Annotated in this window: 15 protein-coding genes and 1 tRNA gene; 14 read left to right on the top strand and 2 right to left on the bottom strand. The window is 69.9% G+C overall.

Translation table 11 applies throughout. The annotated features are described in order from the left end of the window. Positions 1 to 181: 181 nt before the first annotated feature. On the top strand, positions 182 to 1,780 hold the full coding sequence (locus PYR72_RS21620; RefSeq protein WP_275456833.1) for an alpha/beta hydrolase: 1,599 nt from the start codon (positions 182 to 184) through the stop codon (positions 1,778 to 1,780). A 123-nt stretch (positions 1,781 to 1,903) separates the two neighbouring features. Next, a tRNA-Thr gene (locus PYR72_RS21615) sits at positions 1,904 to 1,977 on the top strand. 450 nt (positions 1,978 to 2,427) lie between these two features. On the opposite strand, the gene PYR72_RS21610 is transcribed toward PYR72_RS21615, so the two are convergent. Both PYR72_RS21610 and PYR72_RS21605 read right to left on the bottom strand, forming a co-directional pair. Further along, on the bottom strand, positions 2,428 to 3,249 hold the full coding sequence (locus PYR72_RS21610) for a hypothetical protein (RefSeq protein WP_275456832.1): 822 nt from the start codon (positions 3,247 to 3,249) through the stop codon (positions 2,428 to 2,430). Between the two features lie 444 nt (positions 3,250 to 3,693). Further along, positions 3,694 to 4,335, bottom strand: coding sequence for a response regulator transcription factor (locus tag PYR72_RS21605; RefSeq protein ID WP_275456831.1), 642 nt, complete (start codon positions 4,333 to 4,335; stop codon positions 3,694 to 3,696). Between the two features lie 456 nt (positions 4,336 to 4,791). On the opposite strand from PYR72_RS21605, the gene PYR72_RS21600 reads away from it, so the two are divergent. From PYR72_RS21600 to mslH, 12 genes are all read left to right on the top strand, one after another. Continuing rightward, positions 4,792 to 5,925, top strand: a complete 1,134-nt coding sequence (locus PYR72_RS21600; RefSeq protein WP_275456830.1) for a sensor histidine kinase — start codon at positions 4,792 to 4,794, stop codon at positions 5,923 to 5,925. Positions 5,926 to 6,026: 101 nt separating this feature from the next. Next, complete coding sequence (locus PYR72_RS21595; RefSeq protein WP_275456829.1) at positions 6,027 to 6,929, top strand: ATP-binding cassette domain-containing protein; 903 nt, start codon at positions 6,027 to 6,029, stop codon at positions 6,927 to 6,929. Continuing rightward, the gene (locus PYR72_RS21590; protein WP_275456828.1) at positions 6,922 to 7,674 is read left to right on the top strand and encodes an ABC transporter permease; all 753 of its coding nucleotides are present in this window, start codon (positions 6,922 to 6,924) and stop codon (positions 7,672 to 7,674) included. The genes PYR72_RS21595 and PYR72_RS21590 overlap by 8 nt, the downstream gene beginning before the upstream one ends. Positions 7,675 to 7,791: 117 nt before the next feature. Next, positions 7,792 to 7,920, top strand: coding sequence for an aborycin family tricyclic lasso peptide (locus tag PYR72_RS21585; protein ID WP_272173227.1), 129 nt, complete (start codon positions 7,792 to 7,794; stop codon positions 7,918 to 7,920). A gap of 56 nt (positions 7,921 to 7,976) precedes the next feature. Further along, positions 7,977 to 9,800 (top strand): lasso peptide isopeptide bond-forming cyclase, encoded by a 1,824-nt coding sequence (locus PYR72_RS21580; RefSeq protein ID WP_275456827.1) that lies wholly within the window; start codon positions 7,977 to 7,979, stop codon positions 9,798 to 9,800. Continuing rightward, positions 9,797 to 10,060: a lasso peptide biosynthesis PqqD family chaperone gene (locus tag PYR72_RS21575; protein ID WP_275456826.1), complete on the top strand. Its 264-nt coding sequence runs from the start codon at positions 9,797 to 9,799 to the stop codon at positions 10,058 to 10,060. Before PYR72_RS21580 ends, PYR72_RS21575 begins: the two co-directional genes overlap by 4 nt. After that, on the top strand, positions 10,057 to 10,488 hold the full coding sequence (locus PYR72_RS21570; protein ID WP_272173224.1) for a lasso peptide biosynthesis B2 protein: 432 nt from the start codon (positions 10,057 to 10,059) through the stop codon (positions 10,486 to 10,488). The genes PYR72_RS21575 and PYR72_RS21570 overlap by 4 nt, the downstream gene beginning before the upstream one ends. Next, positions 10,485 to 11,450, top strand: coding sequence for an ATP-binding cassette domain-containing protein (locus PYR72_RS21565; RefSeq protein WP_275456825.1), 966 nt, complete (start codon positions 10,485 to 10,487; stop codon positions 11,448 to 11,450). The genes PYR72_RS21570 and PYR72_RS21565 overlap by 4 nt, the downstream gene beginning before the upstream one ends. Beyond that, the gene (locus tag PYR72_RS21560) at positions 11,447 to 12,322 is read left to right on the top strand and encodes an ABC transporter permease (protein WP_275456824.1); all 876 of its coding nucleotides are present in this window, start codon (positions 11,447 to 11,449) and stop codon (positions 12,320 to 12,322) included. The genes PYR72_RS21565 and PYR72_RS21560 overlap by 4 nt, the downstream gene beginning before the upstream one ends. Positions 12,323 to 12,351: 29 nt before the next feature. After that, on the top strand, positions 12,352 to 12,828 hold the full coding sequence (locus tag PYR72_RS21555) for a MauE/DoxX family redox-associated membrane protein (protein WP_275460480.1): 477 nt from the start codon (positions 12,352 to 12,354) through the stop codon (positions 12,826 to 12,828). Positions 12,829 to 12,836: 8 nt separating this feature from the next. Then, positions 12,837 to 13,568: a thioredoxin domain-containing protein gene (locus PYR72_RS21550; RefSeq protein WP_275456823.1), complete on the top strand. Its 732-nt coding sequence runs from the start codon at positions 12,837 to 12,839 to the stop codon at positions 13,566 to 13,568. Then, positions 13,565 to 14,902: a lasso peptide C-terminal Trp epimerase gene (gene mslH, locus PYR72_RS21545; protein WP_275456822.1), complete on the top strand. Its 1,338-nt coding sequence runs from the start codon at positions 13,565 to 13,567 to the stop codon at positions 14,900 to 14,902. The genes PYR72_RS21550 and mslH overlap by 4 nt, the downstream gene beginning before the upstream one ends. Positions 14,903 to 14,944: the final 42 nt, after the last annotated feature.

The raw sequence follows: 14,944 nt of genomic DNA, 5'->3' as shown, positions 1-14,944 counted from the left end.
GGGCGGGCCGGGCGGCGGGTGGTGCGGGAGACCGGGGCACGGGCGGCGCGGGAGGCCGGGTCATGGGCGGTGTGGCGGGCCGGGCCGGGCGGGTCGGGGCGTTCGGTTGACCGTGTCACTCGTACGAGGCGCATTCGTTGCCATTCGTGATCAATTGAGCGGTTCTGGTTACCCTCGCGAGATGCACACCAGGCGTACTCCCCGGCCGAACCGGTCCCTGCGGGCCGGCGGCGCGTTGCTCGCTGCCACCGCGCTGCTCGTCGCGGGCTGCTCCTCCGGCGGCTCCAGTACGACGGCCAGTACGACGGCCAGGGTGACGGACGGGGGGCCGGGCCTCGGCGCTCAGCCCCGGACGACACCGCCGGTACCGGCCGCGTACCACCGGCAGAAGCTGCGCTGGCGCGAGTGCGAGGTCCCGGGTTTCCAGTGCGCCACGATGAAGGCGCCCCTCGACTACGCGAAGCCGGACGCGGGGGACATCCGGCTGGCGGTCTCGCGGCGGAAGGCGACGGGCCCCGGTGAACGGCTCGGTTCGCTGCTGGTCAACCCCGGCGGGCCGGGCGGGTCGGCGGTCGGGTACGTGCAGGGGTACGCGGGCATCGGCTACCCGGCCGAGGTGCGGGCGCGCTACGACATGGTGGCGGTGGACCCGCGGGGCGTGGCCGGCAGCGAGCCGGTGGAGTGCCTCACCGGTCGCCAGATGGACACGTACACCCAGACGGATCTCACCCCGGACGACCGGGGGGAGAAGGACAAGCTGGTCGCGGCGTACCAGCGGTTCGCGGAGGGATGCGGGAAGCGGGCGGCGCGGCTGCTGCGGCACGTCTCCACGGTCGAGGCGGCCCGGGACATGGACATCCTGCGGGCCGTGCTGGGCGACGAGAAGCTGACGTATGTGGGCGCCTCGTACGGGACGTTCCTCGGGGCGACGTACGCGGAGCTGTTCCCCCAGCGGGTCGGACGGCTGGTGCTGGACGGCGCGCTGGACCCCTCCCTGCCCGCCCGCCGGCTGAACCAGGAACAGACGGCCGGGTTCGACACGGCCTTCCAGGCGTTCGCGAAGGACTGCGTGGGGCGCAGGGACTGTGTGCTGGGGAGTACGCCCGCGCGGGTCGGCGAGAACCTGCGCGCCTTCTTCGCACGGCTGGACGCACGCCCGCTGCGGACCGGTGACGCCGACGGCCGGCGGCTCGGCGAGTCCCTGGCCACGACGGGCGTGATCGCGGCGATGTACGACGAGGGGGCGTGGCCCCGGCTGCGCCAGGCGCTCGCCGAGGCGGTCCGCAAGGGGGACGGCGCCGGTCTGCTCGCCCTCTCGGACAGCTACTTCGAACGCGGCCCCGGCGGTACCTACTCCAACCTGATGTACGCCAACGCCGCCGTGAACTGCCTCGACCTCCCCGCCGCCTACAACAGCCCCGCGGAGGTGGAACGGGCCCTCCCGCAGTTCGAGAAGGCGTCCCCGGTGTTCGGCCGGGCGCTCGCGTGGTCCTCCCTGAACTGTGCGTACTGGCCGGTGCGGGCGACGGGCGGACCGCACCGGATCGAGGCGAAGGGGGCCGCTCCGATCGTCGTCGTCGGCACCACGCGGGACCCGGCCACCCCCTACCGCTGGGCCCGGGGCCTCGCCTCCCAGCTCTCCTCCGCCCGCCTCCTCACCTACGACGGCGACGGCCACACCGCCTACGGCAGGGGCAGCGCCTGCGTCGACTCCACGATCAACGCCTACCTGCTCCGCGGCACGCCTCCCGCGGACGGAAAGCGCTGCTCAGCGCCCTGAGCGCGTACGTCGGGGACGGGTCGTCCGGGCCCGCCGCCGGGTGCTCCGATCCCTGGTTCGGAGCACCCGGGAAACTGTGTAGACTTACCGACGTTGCTGATCGCACCATAGTGCGGACAGCGCGCCGCCTTAGCTCAGATGGCCAGAGCAACGCACTCGTAATGCGTAGGTCTCGGGTTCGAATCCCGAAGGCGGCTCCGGCAAAGGCCAGGTTACATTGCTCGTGACCTGGCCTTTTGTGTTGCTCGGGGCATGATGCGTCACACGGCCGGGATGCCGCGAGATGGCTTGCGTGAGCGATGCGTGAGCTCTGGCGGCTGTGAGAACACCTCCTGATCGCAGTCGAGACCAACCGCGACGCCCACGTCGACACCTACCGCGGCGAGGCGGCGACAGCGTTCCGGGTGCGGGTCGAGAAGGCGCTGCCCAAGGCCCGCGGGATGACATGTACCCACCGCGGAGACACCTGAGATGGCCAGGGATTCCCGCAGCGACGGCAAAGGCATAAGTCGCTCGCTGTAACCAACCCGACCAGGTGCTGAGCAACTCGGTCCTCAGTCAGTTCCACGTGCCGTGAGCGGCTCTGGTGGAAGCCTGTGCTGTCGGCCGCAGCATCAGGCAGCCATCCTGAGGCGCCCCTACGGAAGTCACTCGACCCGGTCCTTGGCCCACCACAGGAACGCGGCGGCGTGCTGCTGGTTGGCGAAGCCCGGGCCGACGAGGTCATGCAGGAGGTCGTTGCTCCAGAGGATGAGCCGGCCGAGGGTCCAGTTCACCGACTCGGGTGCCGGCAGCTCCAGTCCGTAGACCATGCGCGCGATCTCGCGCTTGCCGCCCGCCTCCGTCGTGTACTTGAGGATCGTCAGGAACCGGTCGGGGTACATCACGCAGAGAACCCTCGTGAGGAGGGCCTCCTTGAAACCGGTCATGGCGAACGGCTTGGTGCGGGACAGCAGGTGCTGGAGCCGGTCTTCGAGCGGCACGTCGTGAGGTTCGTGCAGGAGGTACTCGATCGTCCGACGGGTCGCCTTCCCGGCCGCGGCATCGCCCATGTCGTTCCACGCGGAGTTGAAGGTGGCCTGGTTGCCGGGGTGGGCTCCGACCTCGGAGTTGGCGAAGTCCTTGAGGGCTCTGGGGTCGCAGGCCCACAGCCCGTCGGGGGAGAAGATCCGCTGGTACTTCGACCAGTAGGCCGCCACGTCGGGGGCGAAGTCCGGTTTGACGGCGAGGTACTGCTCCTTCAGTCGGGCCACGCGCTCCAACTGCCCTGGATCGACGTCCTCGGGTTTCGGGAAACGGGCCTTGAGGTCGTCGAAGGTGCGGGTCGGGTTCCGCTGCGGGGCGGCGGGCTCTGTCTGCTCCCATTCGTAGCCGCACCGGTGCTTCACAAGGCGGCGTCCGCCGTCGTGCGTGCGGATCACCTCGATGTCCTCGTCGTCGCTGCACAGTGGACACATGACCAACGCCATGGCTACCCCCGTTCCAGCAGTGCTCGTGCCCGCCCCGCGCCGATGCTCATGTCCGCCCGAGGGTCGCATTCTTGCATTCGGCAAGGGCGGGCGGGATACGGGGCCATTCAGTGAGGCTGAGGTCGAGGACCTCCTGTCCGTCGGATCCGCCTGGTCCCGGCTACGGCTCGCCCGGTCCTCGGCGCCCCATGGCGGCCCCCCCCGCCCCGCTCGGCCGGCCCGTGGGGCGCTGCTGACGAGTGGGCGGCTTGATCGGACAGGCGGTGGCAGACCGACGGCACGCCGAAGATCTTTGGCGTGAAGGCGACTTGGGGAGGGCGCCACACGCACCGGGGTTTCGTCGCGTGTGGTCGCTCATTCCTCCAGCCTTGTCACGCTCCCGTGCCTCCCCGCAGGTCGCTGCGACAGCGCAGTCGCCCTGTGTGCGGGTGCGGAGCCGTGGGATCAGACGCTCTGCGGAGCCGTGGCCCGGTCGTGGACCTCCAGTTTGGTGAAAATCCGCGAGACGTAGTTGCGTACTGTCTTTTCGGCCAGGAAAAGCCGCCGGGCGATCTGTTGGTTGCCCAGTCCGCGCGCGACCAATTCCAGTATCTCCAGTTCCCGGCTGGTCAGATCGGAAAATTCCGTCAGGTCCGATCCGTTCTGCATTCTAGAGAAGTACCGGCTGAGTCGGGCAGCGATGGTCGGACTGAATGTGGCGCCGCCTTCGGCGACTATCCTAATGGCGTGGAGCAGTTCCTCGGACGACCTGATTCGCGTGAGGTATCCGTTGACGCCTACCCGTAGAGCGGCGACGATGACGTCGTCTTCATCCTGCTCTGACACCACGATTATCTTGGATCGCGACTTCTTCCGGTGATAGTGCGAGACGATCTGCTGTACGGTCTCGCAGATGGTCCTTTTCGAGGACGGTTCGCCGAGTATGACGACGTCCGGCTGTAATTCGGTGTCTTCGAGACAACGTGTGACGTCGGAGCTTCCTACGGCCCGTCCTGTGAGGACGAATCTCTCGTCCTGCTCGATGATTGCTTCCAGTCCCGCAAAGGTGATCGGGCTGTCACTGATGACGAAAAGGTTGGTTTTCATGGATGAACGCGACCCCCGTGTCTGGTTTCCATGTCGAGCAAAGAGTGCAGGAGCGGCATTCTTTTGGTGACTGCGATGAATGGAGGGCGGTGCCATCATTCGTGGTCACATGAAATCAAGGATGCTATTGCATACTCCTGGTGCCGAGTATGCGTAGGTGATCGACGGGGATGCAAGGTCGCCTCTTAAATGGAAGGGTGCGGTTCCGCTTGAGGGGCGATTGTCGGCCCAGGGGCGCGATGTGGCCGGTGGCCCGCACGCGGGAGCGTCGGCAGACGTGCCAGGAAGGGCTGTGGCCGGTTCTGTTCAGGGTTTTCGGGCACCCGCCGGATAAGGGTGACGTGGCGATTCGAAGGCACAGTGAACTCACAGCAAGGGTGAATCCGTCTCGCCGTAGAGCGGTCATCACGCCATTACGTTGGACATACCGTGAACCGACCGAATACGTTCAACGGCATGGGTGATCTCCCGCGACGGCGCTTGATCATGCTCGACGTGCCGGCCGCACTCGGGTTCGCACTGCTCCCGCAGGTGGCCGTGCTGCGGCCGGACCTCGCCGGCGGAGTGAACGGCGCCACCTTGTGGCTGCTCTCTCTGAGCACCGCGCTTCCGCTGGTCGTCCGACGGCTCTGGCCCGTGCCGGTCTTCGGGTTTGTCCTGGCCGCCACCTGCGTGGCGCTGGCCGTCGGCGTCGGACCGATCCCATTTCTCGCCACCGCGTACGCCCTGTACGTGGTGGCCACGACGAGGCGACAACGGCCGGGGCTGTCCGCAGCCTTCATCACCGGCCTTTGCGCGGTGGGAGCCGTCCTGCTCACGGCGACGGGAGGACAGAGCTACCAGGGCGGGACCAGGGTCGTGCAGGTCCTGTTCGGGCTGCTCGTCCTCGGCGCCACCTGGGCGGCGGGCGCGGCCGTCAGGGAACGGCGGGAGAGCACGAGGCGTGCCATCGAGCACGCTGCCGAGCAGGCGAAGGTCGAGGAACGCCTTCGCATCGCCCGCGACATCCACGACGTCGTCACCCACAGCGTGGGCCTGATCGCGATCAAGGCGGCAGTCGCCAACCACGTCGTCGTCACCCACCCGGAAGAGGCACAAGAGGCCCTCAAGGTGATCGAGGACATCAGCCGCAGAGCGTTGAGCGACATGCGGGCCACCATCAGGGTGCTGCGCCGGGAGCCGGACGGCGACGCCCAGGACCTCCGGCCGGCTCTCGGGCTGTCGGACCTGCCCACCCTGGCCCGCACGGCCGAGGCGGCCGGCGTACGTGTCGACCTGCGGTCCATGTGTCCGGAGGAACCTCCGGACGGGGTCGCGCTGTCCGCGTTCCGGATCGTGCAGGAGGCCCTGACCAACGTCGTCAAGCATGCCGCGCCCACCGGTTGCCGGGTCCATCTCTCGGCAGGGCAGGGCACGTTGGTGATCGACGTCGCGGACGACGGTCCCGGGGCGGGGCATCGGCCGACCGTGCCCGGCGGCGGAATGGGCCTCGTCGGGATGAAGGAACGGACCGCCGCACACGGGGGCACACTCAGCGCCGGACCCGTCCCGGGCGGAGGTTTCCGGGTCCTGGCCACGCTGCCGTACTGACCCGGACTCATCCGCAGGTATGGGTCCGGGGCGCGAAGGCCGTCCGGCGGTCCAGCCTCGGGACCGATGCGGTCGGCGGGACGCCCGACGAGACTCACCGTGTGATTGACGTCCAGAACCTGACCAAGCGGTACGGGCAGCACACCGTCGTCGACGGCCTCACCTTCACGGTGCGGCCGGGAACCGTCACCGGCTTCCTGGGCCCCAACGGAGCCGGGAAGTCCACGACGCTTCGGATGGTGCTCGGCCTCACCCGCCCCGACACCGGATCCGCGACGGTGGAAGGCCGCGCCTATCACGAACTGAGGTACCCCGCCCGGCATGTCGGTGCCCTGCTGGAGACGTCGGCCCCGCACCGCGGGATGACCGCCGCCAACCATCTGCTGTGGCTCGCGCAGAGCAACCGGATCGCCCGGAAGCGAGTCGGCGAGGTCCTGGAGACTGTCGGTCTCACGGCGGCGGCCCGGCGGCGGATCGGCACGTTCTCCCTCGGTATGGGCCAACGGCTCGGCCTGGCCGCGGCCCTGCTCGGCGATCCGCCGGTCCTGGTGCTCGACGAGCCGGTCAACGGCCTTGACGCGGAGGGCATCCGGTGGCTGCGCGAACTGCTGCGCTCGATGGCTGCCGAGGGCCGGACCGTGCTCGTCTCCAGCCACCTGATGACCGAGATGTCGATGGTCGCGGACCAACTGGTCGTCATCAACCGCGGGCGACTCCTCGCGGAGGCCGGTATGTCGGAATTCATCCAGCGTCACGGTAGGACCTACGTACGGGTTCGGACATCGGAACCTCTGCGGCTCAACACCGAACTGGAGAAGAAGGGAGCTGAGTTGAGGCTCGCACCGGACGGCAGCCTGGAGGTCGACGGCTTGCCGGCGGCCGAGATCAGCCGACTGGCCGCGGCGAGCGGGCTCCCGCTCGAAGAGCTGAGCACCCACACGGCATCCCTTGAGGACACCTTCCTCAAGCTCACCAGCGACGAAGGAAGCAACACCCATGTCTGAGACGGCCGCGGCCATCCGGGCCGAGTTCACCAAGGTGCGCGGAATCCGCGGCACGTTTGTCGCACTGCTCCTGTTCGTCCCCGTCAGCGTCTTCATCGCCGCCCTAGGCGGCTGGTCCGCCAAGGGCGCGATCGAGTCCGACAGCCCTGGGCTCCGCTCCGACTTCACCCCCGAGCAGGCCGGCCTGGACGGCATCCTCTACGGCCAGCTCGCCCTGCTCGTGTTCGGCGTCCTCATCGTCTCCAGCGAGTACGCCTCGGGCATGATGCGCGTCTCGCTGCTCGCCGTTCCCCGGCGAGGCCGGCTCTACGCGGCGAAGATGACCGTCACCGCCCTCGCCGCCGCGGCTGTGGCGGCCCCCGTCATCGTCGTCAGTTACCTGGTCACCCAGGCCGCCCTCGGCTCCCACGGCTCCTCGATCGACGCGAGCGGCGTCCCGCGCGCCCTGGCCGGCGCGGTGGTCTACCTGACGCTGATGAGCCTGTTCGCGGCAGGTGTGGCCGCGACGGCCCGCAGCGCCGTCCTGCCCCTGGCCGTACTGCTCCCGATGGTGCTCGCCGGAACCCAGATCCTCTCCGTCATCGGAGCGACGAAGGAAGTGGCCCGGTACTTCCCCGACCAGGCGGGCATGCGGATGCTCGCCGTCCAGTCGCACGACGCGCACACCGGATTCGCGGTGCTGCTCGTGTGGACGGCCGCGGCGCTGACCGCCGGCTATCTCCGGCACCGGCGATGGGACGCGTGACGGGACGCGCGTGAGGCATCTGTCCCATGCCGGTGGGACATGCCGCCTCGTAGGTTCCCAGACAGGTCACGGGCCGAACTGGTCGGCCCGAGCGACCCGACCATCTGGGAGGAAACCATGTCCGCGATCTACGAGCCCCCCGCCCTCCAGGAGATCGGCGACTTCGACGAGCTCACCAAGTGCCTCGGCGTCGGTAGCTGTGACGACTTCGCCGGCTGTGGTTACGCCATCGTCTGCTTCTGGTGATCACACCGGTGCCGGTGCGCTTCGGCGCACCGGCACCGCCCGGGGAACGAGGCGACATGGAATTCACAGTTCTTCCGGACTGCCCCGCCGCCGGCCGGTCGGCCGCGGAGCTGAGGGCGGCACAGCGGATCGACCACGCGTCGGGGCGGCCCTGGATCGTCGGTGCCTGGCCCGAGGACGAGGTCACGGTGGTCGAAGCGGGCCCGCGCCGGATGGCGCTCCTCGGCCGCACCCGGCTGGACCGGGCGGCAACGACGGCCGCGCTCGGCCGGATGCGCTCCCTGCACGACGTGGACACGCTCGCGTCCCGGCTGCCGGGACTCTTCCATCTGGCGGTCTCGATGGACGGCAGGACCCGCGTCCAGGGGTCCGTGGCCGGCGTACGACAGATCTTCACCGCCGAGGTCCACCGGGTGACGGTCGCGGCGAGCGGCATGGAACCGCTGCTGCGCCTCACCGATGCCGGCCTCGACGAGACGGTGCTGGCCGCCCGGCTGCTGGCGCCCGGCGGAGCACCCTGGCCGCTCTCCCTGCGCACCGTCCGCCGGGGCATCGACACGCTCGCCACCGGGCACTGGCTCGAACTGGACACCGACGGACGGTCACGCCAGAGGCGCTGGTGGCGGCTGCCGGAGGCGTCCCTGACGCTCGCGCAGGGCGCGGAAGCCGTCCGCTCTGCGCTGTCCGAGGCGATCGCCACCCGGGTACGCCCGGACCGGACGATCAGTGCCGATCTGTCCGGCGGTCTGGACTCGACCTCGCTGTGCTTCCTCGCCGACGAGGCGGGCGCCGACCTGGTCACGTATCACGTCATGCCGCTCGACCACGCCAACGAGGACACCGCCTGGGCCCGCAAGGCAGCCGCCATGCTCCCGCAGGCCCGGCACCACATGCTGTCCGCGGACCGCGCCGAGAATCTCTTCGACGTCGGATACACCACCGACCACACGCACCTCGCCCCGGAAGGTCCCTCGACCTGGGCCTCCGGGCTCGCGCACGTCCGGGACCTGGCGAAACGGGCCACGACGGACGGCTCGTTCCTGCACCTGACCGGCTTCGGCGGGGACGAGCTGTTCGGCCGGATGCCCGCCTGCGCCTGGTCCCTCGCCCGCGCGAACCCGGGCAGCGGGCTGAAGCTGGTGAACCGTTACCGGCTCGCCAATCGCTGGTCGCTGGGCGCGACCTTACGGGCCCTCGCGGACCGGTCGACGTTCGCGCAGAACCTCACCTCGGTCGCCGCCCGGATCAGTACTCCGCCCGCACGGCTCGACGAACCCGACTTCGGCTGGGTGTTCGCGCCCCGCATGCCCGCCTGGGCGACACCGGACGCCGTGGCCGCCGTACGGAAGCTGTTCACCACGGCCGCCACCGGGACACCGGAACCGCTGGACGCCGACCGGGCCCGCCACCAGGCGCTCGCCTCGATCGTCTTCGAGGGGAAGACGGTCCGGCAGGTCAACACAGTCGTCGCGGACACGGGCATGGTCTGGGACGCGCCCTTCCTCGACGACCGCGTACTGGAGGCGGCGCTGTCCACCCGGATCGACCAGCGCCTGGCGGCGGGGCGGTTCAAGCCCCTGCTGACCTCCGCCGTACGGGGCATCGTGCCCGCCGACATCCTCGACCGCCGTGACAAGGGCGAGTTCAGCGCCGAGGCGTTCCGGGGCCTCGAACGCAACCGGGCCCGGCTCCTGGAACTCTGCGAGGACTCGCAACTCGCCAGGCTCGGGCTCATCGACCCGGCGGCGTTCCGGTCCGCGGTGCTCAACCCCGGGCCGATGTCCCATCACCTCCACCCGATCGAGACCACCGTGGCGTGCGAGAGCTGGCTCCGGACGCACTCCCAGCCACACCCCCACGACACGGGAGAACGCACGTGAAGCTGAGCCTTGCCCGCGACGTCACCCTCACCTCCGTGGAGACCGGCGCAGTCCTGCTCGACGGGCGCCGGGGCCGCTACTGGCAGTTGAACCAGTCAGGCTCCGCCATCCTGCGCAGACTCCTCGAAGGAGCGACCCCCGACGCGACTGCCGCGAGCCTGTCCGAGGTCGCCCCGGTCAGCGAGGAGCAGGCGCACAACGACGTGATGGCCCTCATCGAGTCGCTGAGCGCGGCCAACCTCCTGGAGGTGTCGCCGTGACCACCCCCGCCGTCGCGGAACAGGCTCCACGTCTCCCGCTGCACCGTCAGATCGCGCCCAGATGCGCGGCCGGCGCGGCCCGCCTGCTGGTCCGGCTGCCTCCGGCCCGGCTGCAACGGGTGCTGCGCGTGATCCGCAAGGGCACCCGGCCCGCCGCGTACGGCGAGGTGGCGCGCGCCCGGCGTTCGGTCGTCTCCGTCAGCACCCGCTGCGCGGGCCTCGGCTGCCTCCAGCGCTCCGTGGCCACGCTCCTGCTCGTCCGGGCCCGGGGCAGGTGGGCCGACTGGTGCACCGGGTTCCGCATCCAGCCCTTCGGCGCGCACGCCTGGGTCGAGGTCGACGGACGGCCCGTGGACGAGCCGGGCGAGCTGAGCGTGTTCCGGACCGTCCTGGCGGTGCGGTGCCCCGACGGAAGGAGCCGCTCATGACAGCGATCCGGGCCGAGGGCCTCTACGCGTACTACGGCACCTCACCGGCGGTCAACGGCCTGAACCTGGAGGTGCCCGAAGGCGCCACGTTCGGCTTCCTGGGCCCGAACGGCGCCGGCAAGACGACCACGATCAGCATGCTGACCACGCTGCTCAGACCCACGGCGGGCCGGGCGGAAGTGGCCGGCTTCGACGTGGCGGCCCGGCCCGCCGAGGTCCGCCGCCGGATCGGCATCGTCTTCCAGGAGTCGACGCTCGACATGGACCTCACCGCGGCCGAGAACCTCCGTTTCCAGGCCGACCTGTGCGGGCTCGGCCGCCGCGAGGCACGGACCGCGATCGCCGCGATGCTCGACATGATGGAACTGACCGAGCGCGGCGACATCCCCGTCCAGCGGTTCTCCACCGGTCTTCGGCGTCGCCTGGAGATCGCCCGCGGTCTGCTCGGCTCACCCCGCGTCCTCTTCCTCGACGAACCGACCACCGGCCTCGACTCGCAGACCCGCGCGGCCGTCTGGGAACACCTGGACAGGCTGCGGCGGGAGCAGGGCATCACGGTCTTCTTCACCACGCACCAGCTGGAGGAGGCCGAGCACTGCGACCGGATCGCGATCATCGACCGGGGCAAGGTGATCACCGAGGGCACGCCTGCGGAGCTGAAGTCCATCATCGGCGCCGACCTCGTCGTCCTGCGCACGGAGGACGACCCCAGCGCCGTGGAAGCCCTGTCCGATCGCTTCGGCCTGACGGCGGAACCCGGGCCGGACGGACTGCGCCTGCGGGTGTCGAACGGCGCCACCCTCGTCCCGCGCCTCTGCACGGAACTGGGCCTGACCGTCCGCTCCGTGACCGTCGCCTCACCGACGCTCGACGACGTCTTCCTGCACCACACCGGGTCCGCCATCAGGGAGAACGCGCCGAACGCGCGCACACTCAGCAACATCGGGGAGGGACGACGATGAGCCGGACCGACACGGCACCGCTCGCACCCACGGACAGGACCACCACCCCCGGCAGCCCGCCCACCGACCGGCGGAGCAACGCACTCAGACCGTACGCGCTGCTCTGGCGCCGTGAGATGACACGGCTGCGGCACAACCCGGTACGCCTCGCGATGGGCCTGGTGACGCCGTTGCTGTTTCTCGTGGTCCTGGGCACCGGCCTCGACGCAGCCTCCTCCACCCTCGGCAAGGCCCAGCTGAACGACTATCGGGCCTACCTGTTCCCCGGCGTGCTGGTCATGTCCGTACAGGCGCTGGCGATCGCGGTGGGCATCTCCCTCGTGTGGGACCGCAGACTCGGCGTGCTCCGCCAGATGCTCGTCTCGCCGTTCCCGCGCTCCAGCATCGTGCTCGGCCTCGCGCTCGGCGGGGCCACCACGGGCGGGATCTACGGCCTCATGGTCCTGTCGGTCGGAGGCATCGCGAGCATCAGCTACACCCCGATGCTCCTGCTCGTGCTCCTGGAGATGCTGCTCGTCTCGTTGATGTTCACGTCGTTCGGGCTGCTCGCGGCGGTCACGATCAAGCAGGTCGACACCTTCCAGATCGTGGTGAACCTCAGCATGATGCCGCTGATGTTCTTCTCCGGCGCGATGTTCCCGCCGAACGGTCTGCCGGGCTGGCTCGACGCCGTGGTCAAGCTGAACCCGCTCACGTACGGCGTCGACGCGGTCCGCCGCACCCTGCCGGGCCCCGACAGCCTCACCTCGGAACAGACCCGGCTGCTGCTCGGCGACTGGAACCCGCCGGTGCTCGCGGAGCTGGGCCTGCTGGCCGCCATCACGGCCGTGGCGCTGAGCCTGGCCACCTACCGGTTCTCCCGTACGCCGTGAGGGGGAGGGGAGTTCACGCGGTGCACGCCATGAAGGCGTGGGTGCGCAGGTCCTGGGTGGGCATGGCCGCACGGCTCCTCCTGGCGGCGGTCCTGGGCTACGCGGGCCTGGTGAAGATACGCGATCTCACGGAGTCTGGCCGCACGGTCGCCCTCTACCGGATCGTCCCCGACGAATCCGCCCAACTCGTCGGCGGTGTCCTGCCGTTCATCGAGCTGGCGCTCGCCCTGCTCCTGATCGTCGGCCTGGCGACCAGGGCGGTGGCGGTCGCCACCGCGGTCCTGATGGCCATGTACATAGCCGCCATCACCTCGGTATGGGCAAGGGGACTGTCCATCGACTGCGGCTGCTTCAGCAGCGGGGGCACCCTGACGAGCGGTGCCGAACGCGGCTACGTCATCGACATCGCACGCGACCTGGTCTTCCTCGGCGCCGCCGCCTTCCTGGTCCGCAATCCACGAACCCGGTACGCGCTGGACCGCTGGGTCCTGGACATGAAGGAGTGAGTCAAGGAGTGACAGACATACAGCCGACCGACACCATGGTGCGGGAGATGGTGCGCAGGCGTCACCGCCGACGGCGCACCCTGCTGGTGTCGCTCGTGGCCGCCGTCGTGGTGGTCGCCGCCGCGCTCGTCGGCGCCGGCCTCGTCCGGGCGAACAACACCGAGCCCGGCGAGGCACCGGCCCGGGTCCCCGCCGGGGCGACCGCCGACAAGGCGGGGCTGGCCGCCTCGTCGGGCGCGATACGGATCGACCTCTACCTCGACTACCTCTGCCCCGAATGCCGCAACACGGAGAAGGCCCTGGCCGCCGAACTGGAGACCCTGAAGGCGGCCGGAGACGTCAGCGTCGTCTACCACCCGGTCACCTTCCTCGACGGTCGCAGCAGCCCCGAGGGTTACTCGACCCGGGCGGCGTCGGCGGCGGCCTGCGCGGCGGACCAGGGCAGGTTCGAGGAGTACTCCGCGGTGCTGTTCGACCAGCAGCCCCCGGAGGGCGGACCGGGGCTCAGCGAGGCCCAGCTGATCGCGGCCGGAGAGGAGGCCGGCATCACCGACGAGGGCTTCGCGAAGTGCGTCCAGGAGGCCCTCTACACCCCCTGGGTGACGTACGTCTCCGATGCGGCCGCCTCCCGGAAGGTCGCGCTGACCCCGACAGTCATGGTCGACGGTGACCGCATCGAGGTCACCGGACCGGACGCTGCGGCCTCGCTGACCCGCGCGGTGCGGGAGGCCCGGGGATGACACGGCTGACGGTGGCGCTCTCCGGCGACTGCATGGCGACCAGGGGAGCGCTGATCACGTCCGACCCTGCCGCGGAGGAACTCCGGGAGGTGCTGCGGGCCACGGACTTCGCCTTCACCAACCTGGAGGTGGTCCCTGCGACGGGCGCAGGCCACCCCGTACACAACGCGGCGAGCGGCGGCGGCCTGATAGCGGACCCCACAGTGATCGACGACATCACGGCGATGGGCTTCACGGTGCTCGGCTGCGCGAACAACCACGCGCTGGACCTGGGCACGAACGGCGTCCTGGGCACCGTGGACCTCCTCGACGCGAAGCGAATCCCCTTCGCGGGGATCGGCCCCGACCTCACCGCCGCCCGCCGACCGGTCTACGTGGACCGCCCCGGCGGCAGCCTGGCTCTGATCTCGTGCAGTACGACGTTCCTGGCCGGCCATGAGGCGGCGCACCCGTCTCCGGACCTGCCGGGCCGCCCGGGCCTGAACCCGCTCAGACACCACGCAACCCTTCAGGTGACGCCCACCCAACTGGACCTGCTCAGGGAGATGGACGGCGAGACAGGCCTTCGGGCCCGCCGGGCCGAGGCCCGCACACTCCTCGGCTTCGACCCCGCGATGCCCGCACCCGACCGGCTCACCCTGTTCGGAACCCGCTTCCAGGCCGCGGACGCCCCGGGCTTCACCACCACATGCGACCCGAAGGACCTGGACGAGATCTCCCGGTGGGTGACCGAGGCCCGACGCCGAGCGGACCTGGTCATGGTCAGCGTGCACTCCCACGAGCCGGGCCCGACACCGGAAACCCCCGGGGAGTTCCTACGGGAGTTCGCCCACCGGATGATCGACGAGGGCGCCGACATGGTGGTCGGCCACGGCCCGCACCGACTCCGCGGAGTGGAGCTCTACCGCCGGAAACCGATCTTCTACAGCCTGGGCAACATCGTGAGCCAGATCGACCTTGCGGACCGGATCCCAGCGGAGGACTACGCAAAGGTCCCCACGGCCGAACAGCTCACACCAGGCCGCTACTTCGCCGAACTGAGCGCACATGACCGCCGCCTGTTCGCCCCGCACCGCCAGTACTGGGAAACACTCGCCCCGGTCCTCACCTTCGACGACGGCAAGCTGACCGAAGCCCGCCTCCACCCGATAGAACTGGGCTTCGGCCACCCGGTCCACCGCAGGGGCCGCCCGCGCATGGCAGCCCCGACAGCGGCGAAGGAGATCCTCACGGACTTCGCCGCACTGTCGGAGCCGTACGGAGCGACGGTCACGGTCGGGGACACGGGGACGGGGGAGCTGATGCTCGACGAACAACAGCAACACGGCAGTTGAGGAGAACAGGACTGTTAGCATCGCAAGGCTCGAGAGCTCGAT

This window comes from Streptomyces sp. VNUA24 (assembly GCF_029167005.1).
Lineage (GTDB): Bacteria > Actinomycetota > Actinomycetes > Streptomycetales > Streptomycetaceae > Streptomyces > Streptomyces scabiei.
This window is presented reverse-complemented; position numbering and strand designations above follow the sequence as displayed.

What these genes read in the sequence shown, in the direction of transcription:
- PYR72_RS21610 (WP_275456832.1), bottom strand. Translation starts at nt 3,249, where the DNA reads ATGGCGTTGGTCATGTGTCCACTGTGCAGCGACGACGAGGACATCGAG.
- PYR72_RS21580 (WP_275456827.1), top strand. Translation starts at nt 7,977, where the DNA reads ATGGAATTCACAGTTCTTCCGGACTGCCCCGCCGCCGGCCGGTCGGCC.
- PYR72_RS21585 (WP_272173227.1), top strand. Translation starts at nt 7,792, where the DNA reads ATGTCCGCGATCTACGAGCCCCCCGCCCTCCAGGAGATCGGCGACTTC.
- PYR72_RS21620 (WP_275456833.1), top strand. Translation starts at nt 182, where the DNA reads ATGCACACCAGGCGTACTCCCCGGCCGAACCGGTCCCTGCGGGCCGGC.
- PYR72_RS21605 (WP_275456831.1), bottom strand. Translation starts at nt 4,335, where the DNA reads ATGAAAACCAACCTTTTCGTCATCAGTGACAGCCCGATCACCTTTGCG.
- PYR72_RS21560 (WP_275456824.1), top strand. Translation starts at nt 11,447, where the DNA reads ATGAGCCGGACCGACACGGCACCGCTCGCACCCACGGACAGGACCACC.
- PYR72_RS21590 (WP_275456828.1), top strand. Translation starts at nt 6,922, where the DNA reads ATGTCTGAGACGGCCGCGGCCATCCGGGCCGAGTTCACCAAGGTGCGC.
- PYR72_RS21600 (WP_275456830.1), top strand. Translation starts at nt 4,792, where the DNA reads ATGGGTGATCTCCCGCGACGGCGCTTGATCATGCTCGACGTGCCGGCC.
- PYR72_RS21555 (WP_275460480.1), top strand. Translation starts at nt 12,352, where the DNA reads ATGAAGGCGTGGGTGCGCAGGTCCTGGGTGGGCATGGCCGCACGGCTC.
- PYR72_RS21565 (WP_275456825.1), top strand. Translation starts at nt 10,485, where the DNA reads ATGACAGCGATCCGGGCCGAGGGCCTCTACGCGTACTACGGCACCTCA.
- mslH (WP_275456822.1), top strand. Translation starts at nt 13,565, where the DNA reads ATGACACGGCTGACGGTGGCGCTCTCCGGCGACTGCATGGCGACCAGG.